Source organism: Streptomyces sp. NPDC093801 (assembly GCF_040701585.1).
Lineage (GTDB): Bacteria > Actinomycetota > Actinomycetes > Streptomycetales > Streptomycetaceae > Streptomyces.
In genome coordinates this window covers 115,042-131,896 of the sequence record NZ_JBFBDP010000013.1, presented here as the reverse complement: position 1 = coordinate 131,896, position 16,855 = coordinate 115,042, and the positions used below count along the sequence as shown (strand labels likewise).

General features: G+C 73.8%; 15 protein-coding genes. 7 read left to right on the top strand and 8 right to left on the bottom strand.

Annotated elements, in window-relative coordinates; genetic code table 11:
- Positions 1 to 25: 25 nt before the first annotated feature.
- Positions 26 to 1,045, bottom strand: a complete 1,020-nt coding sequence (locus tag AB0469_RS17265; RefSeq protein WP_366452225.1) for a hypothetical protein — start codon at positions 1,043 to 1,045, stop codon at positions 26 to 28.
- 378 nt (positions 1,046 to 1,423) lie between these two features.
- On the opposite strand from AB0469_RS17265, the gene AB0469_RS17260 reads away from it, so the two are divergent.
- Positions 1,424 to 2,065 (top strand): helix-turn-helix domain-containing protein, encoded by a 642-nt coding sequence (locus tag AB0469_RS17260; RefSeq protein WP_007264382.1) that lies wholly within the window; start codon positions 1,424 to 1,426, stop codon positions 2,063 to 2,065.
- Positions 2,066 to 2,268: 203 nt separating this feature from the next.
- Complete coding sequence (locus AB0469_RS17255; protein ID WP_366452224.1) at positions 2,269 to 3,066, top strand: S16 family serine protease; 798 nt, start codon at positions 2,269 to 2,271, stop codon at positions 3,064 to 3,066.
- On the opposite strand, the gene AB0469_RS17250 is transcribed toward AB0469_RS17255, so the two are convergent.
- From AB0469_RS17250 to AB0469_RS17235, 4 genes are all read right to left on the bottom strand, one after another.
- Complete coding sequence (locus AB0469_RS17250; RefSeq protein WP_366452223.1) at positions 2,996 to 4,297, bottom strand: MFS transporter; 1,302 nt, start codon at positions 4,295 to 4,297, stop codon at positions 2,996 to 2,998. The two genes, AB0469_RS17255 and AB0469_RS17250, sit on opposite strands and share 71 nt — an antisense overlap.
- The gene (locus AB0469_RS17245) at positions 4,294 to 4,512 is read right to left on the bottom strand and encodes a hypothetical protein (protein WP_366452222.1); all 219 of its coding nucleotides are present in this window, start codon (positions 4,510 to 4,512) and stop codon (positions 4,294 to 4,296) included. The genes AB0469_RS17250 and AB0469_RS17245 overlap by 4 nt, the downstream gene beginning before the upstream one ends.
- Positions 4,513 to 4,767: 255 nt before the next feature.
- Positions 4,768 to 5,364 (bottom strand): winged helix-turn-helix domain-containing protein, encoded by a 597-nt coding sequence (locus AB0469_RS17240; RefSeq protein WP_366452221.1) that lies wholly within the window; start codon positions 5,362 to 5,364, stop codon positions 4,768 to 4,770.
- Between the two features lie 78 nt (positions 5,365 to 5,442).
- The gene (locus AB0469_RS17235; protein ID WP_366452220.1) at positions 5,443 to 5,913 is read right to left on the bottom strand and encodes an Lrp/AsnC family transcriptional regulator; all 471 of its coding nucleotides are present in this window, start codon (positions 5,911 to 5,913) and stop codon (positions 5,443 to 5,445) included.
- 129 nt (positions 5,914 to 6,042) lie between these two features.
- Between AB0469_RS17235 and hppD the strand changes: the two genes are divergently transcribed.
- Positions 6,043 to 7,188 carry a 4-hydroxyphenylpyruvate dioxygenase gene (gene hppD, locus AB0469_RS17230; RefSeq protein WP_366452219.1) on the top strand — a complete coding sequence of 382 codons (1,146 nt, stop codon included), beginning with the start codon at positions 6,043 to 6,045 and terminating at the stop codon, positions 7,186 to 7,188.
- 74 nt (positions 7,189 to 7,262) lie between these two features.
- Here the strand turns inward: hppD and AB0469_RS17225 are convergent, their stop codons facing one another.
- The gene (locus AB0469_RS17225) at positions 7,263 to 8,795 is read right to left on the bottom strand and encodes a tetratricopeptide repeat protein (RefSeq protein WP_366452218.1); all 1,533 of its coding nucleotides are present in this window, start codon (positions 8,793 to 8,795) and stop codon (positions 7,263 to 7,265) included.
- 96 nt (positions 8,796 to 8,891) lie between these two features.
- Here AB0469_RS17225 and AB0469_RS17220 point away from each other — a divergent pair, with 96 nt between their 5' ends.
- The gene (locus AB0469_RS17220; RefSeq protein WP_366452217.1) at positions 8,892 to 10,283 is read left to right on the top strand and encodes an FAD-linked oxidase C-terminal domain-containing protein; all 1,392 of its coding nucleotides are present in this window, start codon (positions 8,892 to 8,894) and stop codon (positions 10,281 to 10,283) included.
- Positions 10,284 to 10,330: 47 nt separating this feature from the next.
- Here the strand turns inward: AB0469_RS17220 and AB0469_RS17215 are convergent, their stop codons facing one another.
- Positions 10,331 to 10,813, bottom strand: a complete 483-nt coding sequence (locus AB0469_RS17215; RefSeq protein WP_366452215.1) for an SsgA family sporulation/cell division regulator — start codon at positions 10,811 to 10,813, stop codon at positions 10,331 to 10,333.
- A gap of 310 nt (positions 10,814 to 11,123) precedes the next feature.
- On the opposite strand from AB0469_RS17215, the gene AB0469_RS17210 reads away from it, so the two are divergent.
- Positions 11,124 to 12,746 carry an RDD family protein gene (locus AB0469_RS17210; RefSeq protein WP_366452214.1) on the top strand — a complete coding sequence of 541 codons (1,623 nt, stop codon included), beginning with the start codon at positions 11,124 to 11,126 and terminating at the stop codon, positions 12,744 to 12,746.
- Between the two features lie 76 nt (positions 12,747 to 12,822).
- Positions 12,823 to 13,560 (top strand): RDD family protein, encoded by a 738-nt coding sequence (locus tag AB0469_RS17205; protein WP_366452213.1) that lies wholly within the window; start codon positions 12,823 to 12,825, stop codon positions 13,558 to 13,560.
- 89 nt (positions 13,561 to 13,649) lie between these two features.
- On the opposite strand, the gene AB0469_RS17200 is transcribed toward AB0469_RS17205, so the two are convergent.
- Positions 13,650 to 13,955, bottom strand: coding sequence for a hypothetical protein (locus AB0469_RS17200; protein ID WP_366452212.1), 306 nt, complete (start codon positions 13,953 to 13,955; stop codon positions 13,650 to 13,652).
- Between the two features lie 451 nt (positions 13,956 to 14,406).
- Here AB0469_RS17200 and AB0469_RS17195 point away from each other — a divergent pair, with 451 nt between their 5' ends.
- Positions 14,407 to 16,788 carry an immune inhibitor A domain-containing protein gene (locus AB0469_RS17195; protein WP_366452211.1) on the top strand — a complete coding sequence of 794 codons (2,382 nt, stop codon included), beginning with the start codon at positions 14,407 to 14,409 and terminating at the stop codon, positions 16,786 to 16,788.
- The last annotated feature ends 67 nt before the right edge of the window (positions 16,789 to 16,855 follow it).

The window sequence follows — 16,855 nt, the reverse complement described above, 5'->3', positions numbered from 1 at the left end:
CCGTCGCCGTAGGGCGTGGAGCCGGTCAGCCGGTGACGCGGCGGCGCTTGCCGGTGCCGGCGACCAGGGCCGCACCCATGGCCAGGGCCACACCGCCGGCGCCGAGCGCCCAGCTGGTGGCGGCGTCCGCACCGGTCTCGGCGAGCTGGCCGCCGGCGGTGGTGCCGGTGCCCGTGCCGCTGCCCGTGCCGCTGCCGGTGTCGTGGTCGACGATCGGCGTGGTGGTGCCGCCGCCGTTCGGCTTGGTGTCGTTGCCGCCGCCGGTGTGGCCGCCGCCGGTGTTCCCGGTGTTGCCGCCGGTGTTGCCGCCGGTGTTGCCACCGCCCTGGCCGGCGCCGGAGACGATCTTCGACTCGGCCCAGGCGGTGTCCGAGTAGACGCGCTCGTCCACGTTGCTGCCGCCGGCCACCGCGATGGCGATGTTGCCCTTGGGGGCGTTCGCGTTGAACTTGACGCGGACCTGGAGGCTCAGCTGCTTCGCCGGGATCTCGACGTCGTCGGTCAGCAGGGCGACCGGGGCGCCCTCGCCGTCCATGATCTGCACGTCGTGCCAGCCGCCCTGGTAGTAGAGCTGGACGTGGACGTCCTTGGCGCTCAGCTTGCTGGCCTCGTCGGCGACGGCCAGGACGAGCACGTAGCTCTCCTGCGCCTTGCCCTTGGAGTTGTCGACCTTGACGGTGAGGTTCGTCCAGTCGCCGCCGGCCTTGAAGGAGGCCGGGACGCCGTTCAGGCCCAGGACCGGACCGGTGGCCCGGAAGGCGTCCTCGTCGACCGGGGCCGGAGCGGGCTTGGCCGGAGCCGGGGCCGGCTTCTCGGCGGCGGGCTTGGCGTCCTTGGCCGGGGCAGGGGTCTCGACGGCCGGCTTCGCCGCGTCCGCGGCCGGGGCGGCCGGGGTCTCGGCGGCGGCGGAGTCGCCCTTGGGGGCCGAGTCCGGGGTGGTGACGGCCGTGTTCTTGGCTTCGTCGGCCATCGCGGGCGTGGCCATGAGGACCGTCGGGCCCACCACGGCGGCAGCGGCGACGACGGCCATGCGCTTCAGGTTCACTGTTGCTTCTCTCCCCTATGCGAGCGCGGGGCGTTCATGCCCCGGCCCTCCCCCGACATCTTTTTGAACACGATCAAGCCTCACAGTAGTAGACCTGTAAACCGATTTTCGGATGAAAGACATTACGAATCGATACAGTCGCGCGGCGAAAGTGGCTTAAATCGGCAGTAGGCGACCGGATTCTGGACGAGGCCTTCCGCTGAGCGGACCCGCTCGCTACTGTCCCCGCATCGAACGCCCCGTGGCAGCGCCGCCGCGGGAGCGCAGCCGGTGCCATGGCCGCTACCGGCGGCCTCTCCGTGCGTCGCCGAGGGACCGGCAGCGCTGTACCCCATGAGAGTCACCGCCGTCCACCGACGACACAGAGGGAGAGGCGTCGTGACCGCGGAAACCTCCCAGACTCTCGACCGAGGGCTCAGAGTCCTCAAGCTGCTCGCCGACACCGACCACGGGCTGACCGTGACCGAGCTCTCCAACCGGCTCGGCGTCAACCGCACCGTGGTCTACCGCCTGCTGGCCACGCTGGAGCAGCACGCCCTGGTCCGCCGCGACCTCGGCGGCCGGGCCCGCGTCGGGCTCGGCGTGCTGCGGCTGGGCCGGCAGGTCCACCCGCTCGTGCGCGAGGCGGCCCTGCCCGCCCTGAGGTCGCTCGCCGAGGACATAGGGGCCACCGCGCACCTGACGCTCGTGGACGGCACGGAGGCGCTCGCCGTGGCCGTCGTCGAGCCCACCTGGACGGACTACCACGTCGCCTACCGGGCCGGCTTCCGCCACCCGCTGGACCGCGGCGCGGCCGGCCGGGCCATCCTGGCGGCCCGTCAGGGCTCGCTCATCGAGCCCGGCTACACGCTCACCCACGGCGAACTCGAGGCGGGCGCCAGCGGCGCGGCGGCGCCCCTGGTCGGCATCACCGGCCTGGAGGGCAGCGTCGGCGTCGTGATGCTCGCCGACGCCGTGCCGGAGCGGGTAGGGCCCCGTGTGGTGGACGCGGCCCGCGAGGTCGCCGACGCGCTGCGCTGAGCCGGCGCCGGGACGCCCGCGGAGGGTCCGCCGGGACGCCCGCACCGGCGTCCCGCACCGGTACCCCGCTGCCCCGCGTCGACGCCCGGCGCCCGCGGGCGACGCCCGTGCCGAGCTCGTCCGCCGCTCCCGCGCCGACGTCCCGACGGCGGACGCGGCTGCGTGCGCGCGGGCCGGGTGGTGCGGGTCGGTAGATTGGCCGGGTGCTCTCTCGCCTCACACGTCTGCCGCGTCCCACCGCCCTGGCCGTCTGCGCCGCTCCCGTCGTCGCGCTGTTCGCCGTCGTGGCCCTCGCACCGCTGCCCTTCGTGGTGGCCGTCCCGGGGCCCACGGCCGACGTGCTGGGCTCCGACCAGGGCAAGCCGGTGATCACCGTCTCCGGCGCCCCGGTCCGGGACACCAAGGGCCAGCTGCGGATGACCACCATCCGGGCCACGGGGCCCTCCTCGACGATGCGCCTGCACGAGCTCGTCGACCACTGGTTCAGGACCGACGAGGCGGTCATGCCCCGCGAGGCCGTCTATCCCTCGGGCGGGAGCGACAAGCAGATCGAGGAGCACAACCTGGAGGAGATGACCCAGTCGCAGTCGGCCGCCGCGGCCGCGGCGCTCGGCTACCTCCACAAGGACCCCAAGTCGGTCAAGGTCGACCTCAACCTCGCCGACGTCGGCGGCCCGAGCGCCGGCCTGCTCTTCACCCTCGGCATCATCGACAAGATCGACGGCGACGGCAGCGGCGGCGACCTCACCGGCGGCCGCACGGTCGCCGGTACGGGGACCATCAGCGCTGACGGGACGGTCGGCGCGGTCGGCGGCGTCGGCCTGAAGACCCAGGCCGCGCGGCGCGACGGGGCGAGCGTCTTCCTCGTCCCGAAGGCCGAGTGCTCGGACGCGAAGTCCGAGCTGCCCGAAGGGCTCCAGCTGGTCCCCGTCACTTCGCTGACGGATGCGGTGAACGCGCTGCGGGCGCTGAACCGGGGTGCGGACGTCCCGTCCTGCTGACGGCGGCCGACGGCCCGGCGTCCATCTCCCGCCAGGCCGGGAAGAGGACCGGGCCCAGGGTGGTCAGCAGGTAGACGCCCCCGAAGGCGAGCAGGGCCGCGGTGATGCCGAGGCCGTCGACCAGGAGGCCCGCCGCGAGGCCGCCCATCGGCATGGCCAGCTCGCAGCCCGCCGTGGCCACGCCGGAGACCCGGCTGCGCAGCTCCTCGGGCACCCTCTCGAAGAGCACCGTCGTCAGGACGGGGTTCAGGACGCCCGCGCCCAGGCCCGCCAGGGCCATGGTCACCGCGAGGGGGAGCGGGGTGTCGGTGACGGCGGCGACCGCGTAGCGGGTGGCGCCGGAGAGCAGGAAGGCGCCCGCGAACACCGCCCGGCGCGGGAAGCGGTCGCCCCAGGCCCCGTAGAGGAGGGCGCCCAGCAGGGCGAAGCCGCCGAACAGGGAGATCATCAGGCCGAGGGCGGTGGCGCCGCCGAGCTCCTCGCGGCCGTGGACGGGGAGGAGGACGGAGGACCAGCCCTGGTCGAGGCCGTTGGTCGTCATCACCATGACGGTGATGCCCAGCAGCAGGCGCGAGCGGGTCAGGAAGCGCCAGCCCTCGGCGAGTTCGGCGCGGTAGGCGGCGAACGAGGGCTTCTCGGCGGCGCGTTGGGGCTCGGCCGCCGGGACTCCGCGCAGGAAGGCGGAGACCAGCAGCGCCGACACCGCGAAGGTGGCCGCGTCCATCAGCAGCACGGACTCCGCGCCGAGGACGGCGATCAGCAGGCCGGCGACCGCGGCGCCGATCATCCGGGCCCCGCGCGAGACGGCGTCGTAGAGGCTCGCGGCCCGGGCGACGGTGGTGCCCGCGTGCTCGGCGAGGCTGGGCAGCAGGACGGAGCGGGCGGTCAGGCCCGGGGTGTGCACGAGGCCGCCGAGGGCCATGAGCGCGCACAGCATCCAGAACTCCAGCAGCCCCGCGTAGTGCAGCAGCGGGATCGCGCCGACCGAGGCGGCGCAGACCAGGTCGGAGACGGCCGAGACCCGGCGGCGGCCGATCCGGTCGATGACCGGCCCGCCGATCAGGGCCGCGACGACGATGGGCAGGGTGGCGCAGAAGGCGACGATCCCGGCCCGCCCGGCGCTGCCCGTGGTCTGGAGCACGAACCACGGGACACCGATCATGGTGAGTGAACTGCCCGCGATGGAGATGGTGTTGGCGGCCAGGACGGCCGCGAAGGGCCGCCGGCTCATACGGCGTGCCGCTGGATGCGGGCGGGGGCGGGCCGGGACTGGATCAGCCGGTTCCCGGCGGCGACGAGGGCCTCGCCGAGCCGGTTGCGCAGGGCGGCGGAGGCGGTGGGGCGGGCCGCCGGGGCGGCTTCACGGGCGAGGCGCAGGGCGGCGGCCGCGGCGGCGAGTTCGGCGGTGCGGGCGGCGTGGATCCGGGTGTGCGTGAAGGCGTGCATGGCGGGACTCCTTCGGAGCGGGCGGGGAAAGGGCCGGGGCGGTGCGAGGGCGGTGCGTGAGCGGCGCCGGGCGGTGCGGGAGGGGTGCGAGGCGGCGTGAGGGCGGCGCGGGAGGGGTGCGAGGGCGGTGCGGGAGCGGCGGGGGAGCGGCGCCGGGCGGTGCGAGGGCGGTGCGAGGGCGGCGGGGGAGCGGCGCCGGGCGGGTGCGAGGGCGGTGCGTGAGCGGCGGGGGAGGGGTGCGTGAGCGGTGCGGGGCTATGCGCGGCCGCGGCGCGGGAAGGCGTGCGTGTGGAGGCGGACCGTCTCGGTGTCCTCGGCCTGCGGCAGGTCGCGGTAGCTGTTCACCAGGTCGTGCATCTTGTGGATCAGTTCGGTGGCCTGGGCGGGGGTCAGGCGGAGCGTGAAGTCGCTCATGTCCGTCGAGGAGCGCCACTCCCTCGGCCAGGTGTGGGAGTCGCCGAGCCAGGTGGTGAGCTCCTGGGTGTGGATGGTGGCGATCTCGTGGAGGAAGGCGTCGGCGGCGCCGCGCGTCTCCGGGTCGCTCTCGTCGTACATCAGCGTCTCGTCGAAGGCCGTGCCCTGGTGGACCGCCTGCCACCACCGCTCGCGGCCCTTGCCGTGGCCGGGCGCGTCCTCGACGAAGCCGTGGGCGGCGAGCTGGCGCAGGTGGTAGCTGGTGGCGCCGCTGGACTCGCCGAGCCGCTCGGCCAGTTGGGAGGCGGTGGCCGGTCCCTCGTGGCGCAGGGCGGCCAGCATGCGGATGCGCAGCGGGTGGGCGAGGCCGCGCAGCGAGCGGGCGTCGAGCGTACGGACCGTGGGCTGCTTGGGGTCTTCCGCGTTCGTTTCGGGCATGGCTCAACCGTAGGCTTGCAAAGGGTTCTATGCAAGGGTTTCTTTGCAAGCCTTTCTTTGGATGTCGGCGGACGCCGGTCAGCGGTCCCCGGCCGCCTGCTCCACCAGCGGGATGATCCGCAGGGGCACCGGGTTCTCCATGACGATCGCCGTCGACGCCCGGACGATCCCGTCGAAGCCGACCACCCGGTCGATGACCCGCTGGAGGTCGGCGTTGGACCGGGCCACCAGCCGGCACAGCATGTCCCCGTGCCCGGTGGTCGTGTGCAGCTCCAGCACCTCCGGCACCCCCGCCAGGTGGGCCCGTACGTCCGCGCCCTGCCCCTGCTTGATCTCCAGCGTGGCGAAGGCCGTCACCGGATAGCCCAGGGCCGCCGGGTCCACCTGCGGCCCGAAGCCGCGGATGACCCCGTTCGACTGGAGCCGGTCCAGCCGCGCCTGCACCGTGCCGCGCGCCACCCCGAGCCGGCGCGAGGCCTCCAGGACCCCGATCCGGGGTTCGCGCGCCAGCAGCACGATCAAGCGTCCGTCGAGTTCGTCGATGGCCATGGAAACCTTCCCTCGATCGGCTGGTCATCCTGCACAGATCTCTCAGTCATCCTCGGGCGCCGCTGGGCAATCTGTACAGCAGAAATGGAAACTATTGCGCAGCTTGTGGAACGGCGGGACGCTGCCCACATGACTGAGACCCTGGACACCCCCCCGCAGACCGCGCGTGAGGCAGACCCCTTCCCGGTGAAGGGCATGGACGCGGTCGTCTTCGCCGTCGGCAACGCCAAGCAGGCCGCGCACTACTACTCGACCGCCTTCGGCATGAAGCTCGTCGCCTACTCCGGACCGGAGAACGGCAGCCGGGAGACCGCCAGCTACGTGCTGACCAACGGCTCCGCACGCTTCGTCCTGACCTCGGTCATCAAGCCGACGACCGACCACGGCCGCTTCATCGCCGAGCACGTCGCCGAGCACGGTGACGGCGTCATCGACCTCGCCATCGAGGTCCCGGACGTGCGCGCCGCCTACGCGTACGCCGTCGAGCAGGGCGCCCGCGGGCTCGACGAGCCGTACGAGGTCAAGGACGAGCACGGCACCGTCGTGCTGGCCGCGATCGCCACGTACGGCCAGACCCGCCACACGCTCGTCGAGCGCGTCGACTACACCGGCCCCTACCTGCCGGGCTACGTGGCGCGCGAGCCCCTGGTCGCGGCGCCGGCCAAGCGGACCTTCCAGGCGATCGACCACTGCGTCGGCAACGTCGAGCTCGGCCGCATGAACGAGTGGGTCGCGTTCTACAACAAGGTCATGGGCTTCACGAACATGAAGGAGTTCGTGGGCGACGACATCGCGACCGAGTACTCGGCGCTGATGTCGAAGGTCGTCGCGGACGGCACCAAGAAGGTCAAGTTCCCGATCAACGAGCCGGCGATCGCGAAGAAGAAGTCGCAGATCGACGAGTACCTCGAGTTCTACAACGGCCCGGGCGTGCAGCACATCGCGCTGGCCTCGAACGACATCGTCGCCACCGTGCGCAACATGCGCGCCGCGGGCGTCGAGTTCCTGTCCGTGCCGGACGCGTACTACGACACGCTGGGCGAGTGGGTCGGTGACACCCGCGTCCCGATCGACGAGCTGCGCGAGCTGAAGATCCTCGCGGACCGGGACGAGGACGGGTACCTGCTGCAGATCTTCACCAAGCCGGTGCAGGACCGTCCGACCGTGTTCTTCGAGATCATCGAGCGCCACGGGTCCATGGGCTTCGGCAAGGGCAACTTCAAGGCGCTGTTCGAGGCCATCGAGCGCGAGCAGGCCATCCGCGGCAACCTCTAGCCCGTACGGCCCCCGCGTCACCGGTCCGGCCCCGCCGCGCGTCCTGCGGCGGGGCCGGCCCGTCTCCCGGGGTCTCAGCTGCCCGACGGCCCGGGTTTCGGCCTGGCCGGGGCCGGCTTGGGCGCGGGCTTCTGCGCCGCGGGCTTCGGCTTCGGCCGGGGCTTCGGCAGCTCCGGGGCCACCCACGGCGTGCGCGGCTGCATGTTCTCCGGCCCGCCCGGCGCCGGCTGGCCGATCGAGGCCAGGGCTTCCTTCGCCAGCGGGCCGCGGACCGGCGAGAAGACCGGGTTCGTCCGCTCGACCTCCTGGAGGTGCCGCCGCGCCGCGGCCTCGTCCCCGAGGCCCTGCTCCACCACCGCCCGGTGGTAGGCGAACTCGGCGCTGCGCAGACCCGGCTCCGTCGCCTTCTTCGCGTACTCCAGCGCCGCCGTGTCCTCGCCGCTGCGGTGCAGCGCCCACCCCAGCGCGTCGGCCACCTGCACGCTCTTGTGCCGCTCCCACTCCGCCGACAGCCGGCGCACCGCGACCGCCGGGTCGCCGTGGTCCGCCTCGAACAGGCCCAGGACCACCTCCTGGTCGACCCCGTCGGCCCTGGCCCGCGCCGCCAGCACCGACACCGCCTCGTACTGCGCCCGCGCCTCCTGCGGCCGCCCCAGCGAGTCCAGCAGCTCACCCAGCTCCAGCGCCAGCCGCGGCAGCGGCGTACGCCCCAGCGCCAGCCGGTAGTCGCGCACCGCCTCCCCGCCGCGCCCCAGCGCCGCCAGCGCCCGCGCCCGGCCCCCCAGGGCCTCCGCCTGCGCCGGGTCCGTGCGCTGCGCTGCCTCGTACTGGCGCAGCGCCTCCGCCGGGTCGCCCCGCTCCCAGGCCAGCTCCCCGAGCCGGAAAAGCACGTACGCCTTCTCCGTCGGGGACTTCGCCGCACCCCCGGCCGCCTCCAGCGACACCACCGCGTCCTCGCGCCAGCCCCGGTCCCGGTAGACCTGGGCGGCCCTCAGGTGCCCGGCCAGCCCCGGCCGCAGCTCCAGCAGCCGGTCCATCGCCCTCTGCGCGCCCTTGTAGTCGCCCAGGCCCGAGTACGCGTCCACGAGGACCGGGTACGCCGTCCAGCGCTGCGGCGCCTGCGCCCGGACCAGCTCGCCCCACTTGCAGGCCGTCGCGAAGTCCCCCCGGGCGCCCGCCAGCGCGCCCATGCCCGTCATCGCGTCGAGGTTGCCCTTCTCCGCGGGCCGCACCTCCAGGGACCGCTTCAGGGCCCGCTCCGCCTTCGGGAACCAGCCGGAATCGGCCGTCCGCCGCGCCTGCTCCAGGTACGCCGAACCGAGCACCGCCCACGAAGCGTCGTCGTCCGGATGCCCGGCGAGCCACTTCTCCCGGTCCGCCACCAGCGCCGTCAGGTCCACCGCCGCCGCCGGGGCGCCCCTGCCCACCGCCGACGCGGCCCGCTCGCCCGGCCCCGGCGGACGCGCGTCGTCGCCCGTGCGGGCGGGGCGGATCAGCAGGGTCGCGGCGATCAGGACCACCGTCACCGCGGCCGCCACCACCGTCTTGCGGCCGGTGAACGTCACGGGCGGCGCGGGCTGCGGGGAATGCTCGTCGAAACCGTCCATGCGCTCACTGTGCGTCAATATGAAGAGGCCGCCCGGGTGTCCGAAGCCCACCGCAGCCGTGTTCACACCGATGGCCCCGGCTGCCACTCTGGCCCCATGGACGACGACCTGGCCCCTGCGCACCCCGGTCTCCTCGCGCGGCTGCGCGAGGGCCTCCCGCCCGAAGCGGTCCTCACCGACCGGCAGGTGACCGCCTCCTACGCCACCGACATGGCCGGCTTCTGCCCCGCCGGCACCCCGGCCGCCGTCGTCCTGCCGCGGACCGTGGAGCAGGTGCAGCACGTGATGCGCACCGCGACCGCCCTACGGGTCCCCGTGGTGCCCCAGGGCGCCCGTACGGGCCTCTCCGGGGCCGCCAACGCCTCCGACGGCTGCATCGTCCTCTCCCTCGTGAGGATGAACCGGATCCTGGAGGTCTCCGCCGTCGACCGGATCGCCGTCGTCGAGCCGGGCGTGGTCAACGCGGTCCTCTCCCGGGCCGTCGCCGAACAGGGCCTGTACTACCCGCCCGACCCCTCCAGCTGGGAGCAGTGCACGATCGGCGGCAACATCGGCACCGCCTCGGGCGGGCTGTGCTGCGTCAAGTACGGGGTCACCGCCGAGTACGTGCTCGGCCTGGACGTGGTCCTGGCCGACGGGCGGCTGCTGCGCACCGGGCGGCGCACCGCCAAGGGGGTCGCCGGATATGACCTGACCCGGCTCTTCGTGGGCTCCGAGGGCAGCCTGGGCGTGGTCGTGGGCGCCGTCCTGGCGCTGCGGCCGGCGCCGCCGCGGCAGCTGGCGCTCGCCGCCGAGTTCCCGTCCGTCGCGGCCGCCTGCGCCGCCGTCTGCGCCGTCATGGAGGCGGGCCTGGTCCCCTCGCTGCTGGAGCTGATGGACCGCACGACCGTCCGCGCCGTCAACGCCCTCGGGAGGATGGGCCTGCCCGACAGCACGGAGGCGCTGCTGCTGGCCGCCTTCGACACCCCGGACGCGCCCGCCGGCCTCGCCGCCGTCGGCGAACTGTGCACGGCCGCCGGGGCGAGTGCCGTCGTACCCGCCGAGGACGAGGCGGAGTCGGAACTGCTGCTCCAGGCCCGGCGGATGTCCCTGACCGCCCTGGAGGCCCTGCGGCCCGCGACGATGATCGACGACGTCTGCGTGCCCCGGTCGCGGCTGGCCGAGATGCTGGACGGCACGGCCGCCATCGCGCGGACGTACGACCTGCTCATCGGCGTCTGCGCGCACGCGGGCGACGGCAACACCCACCCGGTCGTCTGCTTCGACCCCGCGGACGAGGACGAGACGCGGCGGGCCCGGGAGTCCTTCGACGCGATCATGTCCCTCGGGCTGGCCCTGGGCGGGACCATCACCGGGGAGCACGGCGTCGGGGTGCTGAAGAAGGACTGGCTGGCCCGCGAACTCGGGCCGGTCGGGCTGGAGGTGCAGCGCGCCGTCAAGCGGGCCTTCGACCCGCTCGGGCTGATGAACCCCGGCAAGCTCTTCTGACGGGCCGCCCGTACGGGCCGGGGCCTCCGTGTCGGTCGGGGTGCGCATCACAGGTCGCCGTCCGCGGTCTCGTCCGAGGGCCACGGGTCGCGCAGCCACAGCTCGTCGGCCGGGGTCGGGGTGAGCAGCTCGGCCAGCGCCTCGTCCAGGCGCAGCCGCTCCGCCTCGCTCCCGGGCGGCACCACCCGCAGGGTGCGCTCCAGCCAGGCCGACACCGCGCCCGCCGGGGCCTCCAGGAGGGCGTCGCCGTCGGGGGAGCTGAGCGCCATGCACAGCACGGACTCCCCGTCGACCTTCGTGGGCCAGATCCGGACGTCCCCGTGGCCGCAGGGGCGGAACACCCCCTCGACGAGCAGCTCGCGGGCGAAGGTCCAGTTGACCGGGGTGCTGGTGCCGATGTGGAAGGTGATGTGCACGGCGTAGGGGTCGTCGGTCAGGTAGAGCAGCTTCGCGGGGACGCGGATGCCGCGTTCGGGGGACAGGACGAGCTTGAGCTCCAGCTCGCGCTCGATGACGGGGTGGTGGTGCACGGGGCCTCACTTCGGTGCGTCGGTTGCGGGCGCGGGGCGCGGACGGCCCCACGCCCGGAGAGAGCGCCCGTGTGCCCGGGTATGACGCGACTTCCGGCACCGGATCGAAGATTGGCCGAAATCTTTGGGTGGCTGAAATCGGTCGGTCGGGGCGGAAGCGGGGTCGTGAGCGGGCCGGAGTCGGGGTGAGGTTCGCTCAAAGGCTTGGAATCTGCCGTTACCGGACCTGGCGGGAGGGGGTTCTTGGCTATGGTCCTCCCCTTGGGTCCTCCCCTGCACAAGCCTTGAGCCACGATCGGAGTTGGGGACATTGACGGCCTCCCCTGGTGACGGCGAGCACGCGGCCCGCGAGGGCTACTACCCCGATCCGTCCATCCCCGGGTACGTCCGGTACTGGAACGGCGCCGCCTGGGTCCCGGGTACGAGCCGTCCCGCCCCCGCCCCCGCCCCCGCCCCGGTGGAGGAGACGGGGCCGGTGTTCCTCGACGAGACCTCCGCGACCGAGGCCCTGCCGGACCCCGGCCCCGAGCCCGGTCCCGGCCCCCGGCCACCGGTACGGGACCGCGCGCCGGCGCCGGCCTGGCAGGCGGATCCCGCGCACCAGGCAGGGTTCGGCGGGCCCCGCGACGTCCGGGTCTCCTGGGGCGGCCCGGACGTCGGGGAGCCCGAGGACGCCCGGCCCGGCGGGATCTCCCTGGCCCGTCCGGCGGCCGCCGCGCCCGCCGCACGGCGGCTGCCCGCACAGGCCGCCGCCGAGAGCGTGGGCCTCCTCCCCGCCCGCCCGTCCGCCTGGCCGGAAGCCCCGGGCACGGGTGTCTCGGGCCTCACGTCCAGCTGGCCCGAGGCCACGGCCCGGGCGGCCGCCCCGCCCCGTTCCCCGGAACGGCCCGCGCCCCCGGCGGACGCCGCCGCTGCACCCGCCCCCGCCGGCCCCGGCGGGGCCGCGCGGGCGTGGTCGCCCGCTCCCGCCCCCGCCCCGGATCCGGCGGAGGACGCCGCCCGGGAGTGGCCCCCCGGGGCTCCGGCGGGGGCTCCGGACGGCGGGGCCGCCCGGGCGCGGTCCGGTGCTCCGGCCCCCGGTCCGGCGCGGGCCCCGGCTCCGGCGGGGGAACCCGCCCGGGCGGGCTCCCACCCGGGCACGCACCACGGCCCGGACGCCGCCCCCGCGCCGCCCTGGCCGCAGGCCCCGGCCTCGGGGCGGTGGCCCGAGCCCTCGGGGGCCCCGGCCGGCGCCGCCCGGGTTCCGGCCCCGGCCTCCGGCCGGGCCGCGGCCGCCGACCCCGGCGCGCGGGCCGCGGGACAGGACCCGGTGCGGTCCGCCCCCGGGACCCGCGCCGCTGCGGGCACGGCCCCCGCGGGGCCCGCCGCGCACGCCCCCGCCACCGCGCACGCCCCCTCGTCCGCCCCCGCCTCGGCGCCCGAACGGGAGGACGCCCGGGCCCTCTTCGAACGCATGGCGGAGCGGGCCGTACGGCCCGCCGGGCTGGTGCGCCGGGGGCTGGCCAGGGGCCTGGACTCGCTCGTCCTCGCCGGGGTGGGCGTCGCCGCCGCGCTGCCCCTCGTACCGGGGGTGACGGCCCACGTCCAGGCCAAGGTCGACGCCGCCCGGGCCAGCGGGCGCACCACCACGGTATGGCTGCTCGACGCCACCACCGCCGGCCGGCTGGGCCTCGTCCTGGCCGCCGTCCTGCTCTTCGGGGTGTTCTACGAGGCCCTGCCCACCGCCCGCTGGGGCCGCACTCCCGGCAAGAAGCTGTGCGGGGTGCGGGTGCTGACCACCGCCGGCCTGCGTCCGCCCGGCTTCGGCGCGGCCCTGCTCCGCTGGCTCCTCTACGCGGTCCTCGGCCTGCCGGGCGGCCTCTGGTGCCTGGTCGACCGGCCGCGCCGGCAGGCCTGGCACGACAAGGCCGCCGGGACGTACGTGGCCCGCTGACGGCCGGGCGCGGGCCCGTCGCCCGGACGGACACCGCCGCGTTGCGGGGGCGGCGGGGCCGGGTTCGACTCGGGCCATGAGCACCGACCAGCCGCCGCCGGGCGAGCCGCCCGAGGACGACCCGTTCCTCAAGAAGCCCCAGGAACCGACGCCCCCGTCCAGCGGTTCGCCGTACGGCTCCCCGACCCCGCCGAGCGGTTCGCCGTACGGCTCCCCGCCCCCGCCCGGCGGTCCGGCGGGCGGCGGCTCCCCGCCCCCGCCCGGAGGCCCGCCCGGGGGCGGCTACCCGCCCCCGCCGCCGCCCCCGTACGGCGGCTACGGCGTGCCCGACCCGCTCGCCGGCATGCCCCCGCTGGCGGACATGGGCAAGCGGCTCGTCGCCCGCATCATCGACGTGCTGGTCGTGCTCATCCCGCTCTGGCTGATCCTCTTCGCGGTCGGCTTCGCCCTCCCCGCCGACACCGACCAGAGCGGGGAGCTGACCGACGACGCCTCCCGCTGGCTCGGCGGCGCCTTCCTGCTGTGGTGGCTGCTCTACATCGCCGCCTTCATCGGCTACGACTGGTTCTTCACGCACAAGGGCGGCCAGACCCTGGGCAAGAAGGCGATGCGCCTGCGGGTGGCCATGCTCGACAACGGCAGCGTGCCCCCCTCCGGCGCCTCGGCCGCCCGGGCGGCCACCCTGTGGGTGCCGTTCTTCCTGTGCTGTGGCCTGTGGTGGGTCATCGTGGGCATCTCGATCCTGGTCGACAAGCCCTACCAGCAGGGCCTGCACGACAAGGCCGCCAAAACCGTGGTGGTCTCGGTGCCCTGAGGCGGGCTCAGGACGCGCACGGGCGCGCGGGCGGCCGGCTCCCAGGGGCCGGGCGCCCGCGCGCGTCCGTATGCGTCCGCGGATGCGGCTCAGTGGTGGACGGGGTGCTCCACGGGGGCCGTCCGGGGTTCCGGCACCCGGGCGGCGGCGGGGTCCCCGGCCGGCGCCGCGGGCACGGGCGCGGTCTGCCGGCCGCGGCGCGCGGCGGCGTGCCGGCCGCGGCGGCGCGGGAGCGGCACGGTGAGGGCGACCAGCAGCCCGAGGGCGAGCGCGGCGGCGGAGATGACCGCGACCCCGATCCCCGTGCTCGTCTGCGAGAGCAGCAGCATGGCGATCGTCGACACGATGACGGTGGCGGAGCCGTAGGCGAGCTGTGCGGCAGTCGGACGCGGCATGACGTGTTCCGTCCTCGGAGGCGGCAGGTGCGGGGGTGCGTCGGCTCGGAGTCGGCCCGGCGGTCGCGCGCGTCGGGTGACCCATACGACGGGATGCCCGAGGAGGGGTGCGGGTAAGCGTGACCTTACCCACGGTGTCAGGAGCACAGGGGGGCGCACGGGGTCACAAACCGGGTTGCAACCGGCCGTCGGACGGCGGCGGGAGGTCCCTTCGCCCCGGAAGACCCCGATGGCGCCAAACGTCCGAATAGCGGAACTCGCTGACCGCATAGTGCAGTTGTAAGGAAGAAGTCAAGGTCTGTCTTTTCTTTAGACTCTCCGGTCAAATGTCGTCACTTGAGACGCGCGCCGCGCGGAACCCCCCGCTCCTATGGAGACGTTCCGACCCTTCGTCGCGGCCGCGGGAGGGGAACGACATCAAGTGACCGGCAACTCCGCAAGGCGTCGCGCGATGCGCGCCGCCGTAGTCGGCGTGACCATGGCGGCTACGGCCGCCTCGGGCGCCTTCTTCGCCACGGCCCAGGCGGACACCACTTGGGGCGGCGTACCCGCCTCGGGCAAGCAGGACCCGACCGCTCCTGCGCAGGAGAAGGTCAAGCACGACCTGGAGACCCCGTTCAGCAAGCAGCAGGCGCAGGAGCGCGAGGCTGCCCTTGACCAGGTGCTGGCGGGCAAGAAGCAGGTCGAGCAGCGCGGCGCCTCGAAGGTCGTCAAGCTCGATGACAAGAAGTACGTCGAGCTCGGCCGCGAGAAGACCGACAAGATCTTCACCATCCTCGTCGACTTCGGCGACCAGGTCGACAACACGACCATGTTCGACCCGGACGGCCCGAACGGCCCGAAGCCGCCGCAGCCCAAGTTCGGCGGCACGCCCGGCCCGCTGCACAACCAGATCGCGCAGCCCGACCGCGCGAGCAACAACAGCACCGCCTGGCGCAAGGACTTCAGCCGCGACTACTTCCAGGACCTGTACTTCGGTACCGGCCAGGGCAAGAACTCGCTGAAGACCTACTACGAGAAGACCTCCTCCGGCCGCTACTCGGTCGACGGCCAGGTCTCCGACTGGGTCAAGATCCCGTGGAACGAGGCCCGTTACGGCTCGAACTACTGCGGCCAGACCAACTGCCCCACCGTGTGGGACGCCGTCCGCGACGGCGTGAACGCGTGGGTCGACGCCCAGAAGAAGGCCGGCAAGTCCGACGCCGACATCAAGGCCACGCTGGCGCAGTACGACCAGTGGGACCGCAACGACTACGACGGCGACGGCAACTTCAACGAGCCCGACGGCTACATCGACCACTTCCAGATCGTCCACGCGGGCGAGGACGAGTCGGCCGGCGGCGGCGTGCAGGGCACCAACGCGCTGTGGGCGCACCGCTGGTACGCGTACGGCACGGACGTCGGCAAGACCGGTCCGGCCAACAACAAGGCCGGCGGCACCCAGATCGGCGACACCGGCATGTGGGTCGGCGACTACACGATGCAGCCGGAGAACGGCGGCCTCGGCGTCTTCGCGCACGAGTACGGCCACGACCTCGGTCTGCCGGACCTCTACGACACCTCCGGCGGCGGCGAGAACTCGGTCGGCTTCTGGTCCCTGATGTCGGCGGGCTCCTGGCTCGGCGAGGGCAAGGACTCCATAGGCGACCTCCCGGGCGACATGACCGCCTGGGACAAGCTCCAGCTGGGCTGGCTGAACTACGACACGGCCAAGGCCGCGACGAAGTCCACGCACAAGCTGGGTGTGTCGGAGTACAACACCAAGGACAAGCAGGCGCTGGTCGTCGAGCTGCCGAAGAAGCAGGTCAAGACCGACATCGTCGCTCCCGCCGAGGGTTCCTCGCAGTGGTGGAGCCAGATGGGTGACGACCTCAAGAACACCCTCACCCGCTCCGTCGACCTGACGGGCAAGAAGTCCGCGGCCCTGTCCCTCAAGGGCTGGTGGGACATCGAGCAGGACTACGACTTCCTCTACACCGAGGTGTCCACGGACGGCGGCGCCACCTGGCACGCGCTGGCCGGCACCGCCGACGGTGCGGCCATCCCGGCCGACGCCTCCGGCAGCCCCTCGCTGACCGGCGCCTCCGGCGCCTGGAAGTCCCTGAACTTCCCGCTCGACGCCTACGCGGGCAAGAAGGTCGACCTCCGCTTCCGCTACCAGACGGACGGCGGCGCGGGCGGCAAGGGCTTCACGGCCGACGCCATCACCCTGACCGCCGACGGTGCGGCGCTGTTCACCGACGGTGCCGAGAACGGCGACAACGGCTGGACCGGCAAGGGCTTCGAGCGGGTCGGCGGGAGCTTCACCAAGGAGTACCCGCAGTACTACATCGCCGAGAACCGCCGCTACGTCTCGTACGACACCACCCTCAAGGTGGGCCCGTACAACTTCGGCTGGGCGAACTCGAAGCCGAACTGGGTCGAGCACTACCCGTACCAGGACGGTCTGCTGATCTGGCTGTGGGACAAGTCGCAGAAGGACAACAACACGAGCCAGCACCCCGGCTCGGGTCTGATCCTGCCGATCGACGCCAACGCCAAGCCGATGAAGTGGGCCGACGGCACCCTGCTGCGCAACAAGATCCAGCCGTACGACGCCCCGTTCAGCGCCTACTCGACGGACGCGTTCACCCTGCACAAGAACGGCGAGTCGCTCTTCGTCAAGCCGAAGCCGGCCAACCTGGTCTTCGACGACCACAAGGGCAAGTACTACTACGACGAGAACCCGACCGGTTCGGTGAAGGTCGCTGACACCAACACCAAGATCAAGATCGCGAAGGAGACCTACGACGGCCTCCAGATGACGATCGAGGTCGGCCCCTCGGGCAAGTAGTCCGGTAAAACCGCAGGTCAAAGCATGATCGGCCGTCGCCCTCTAGCGGGCGGCGGCCGATCGCGTT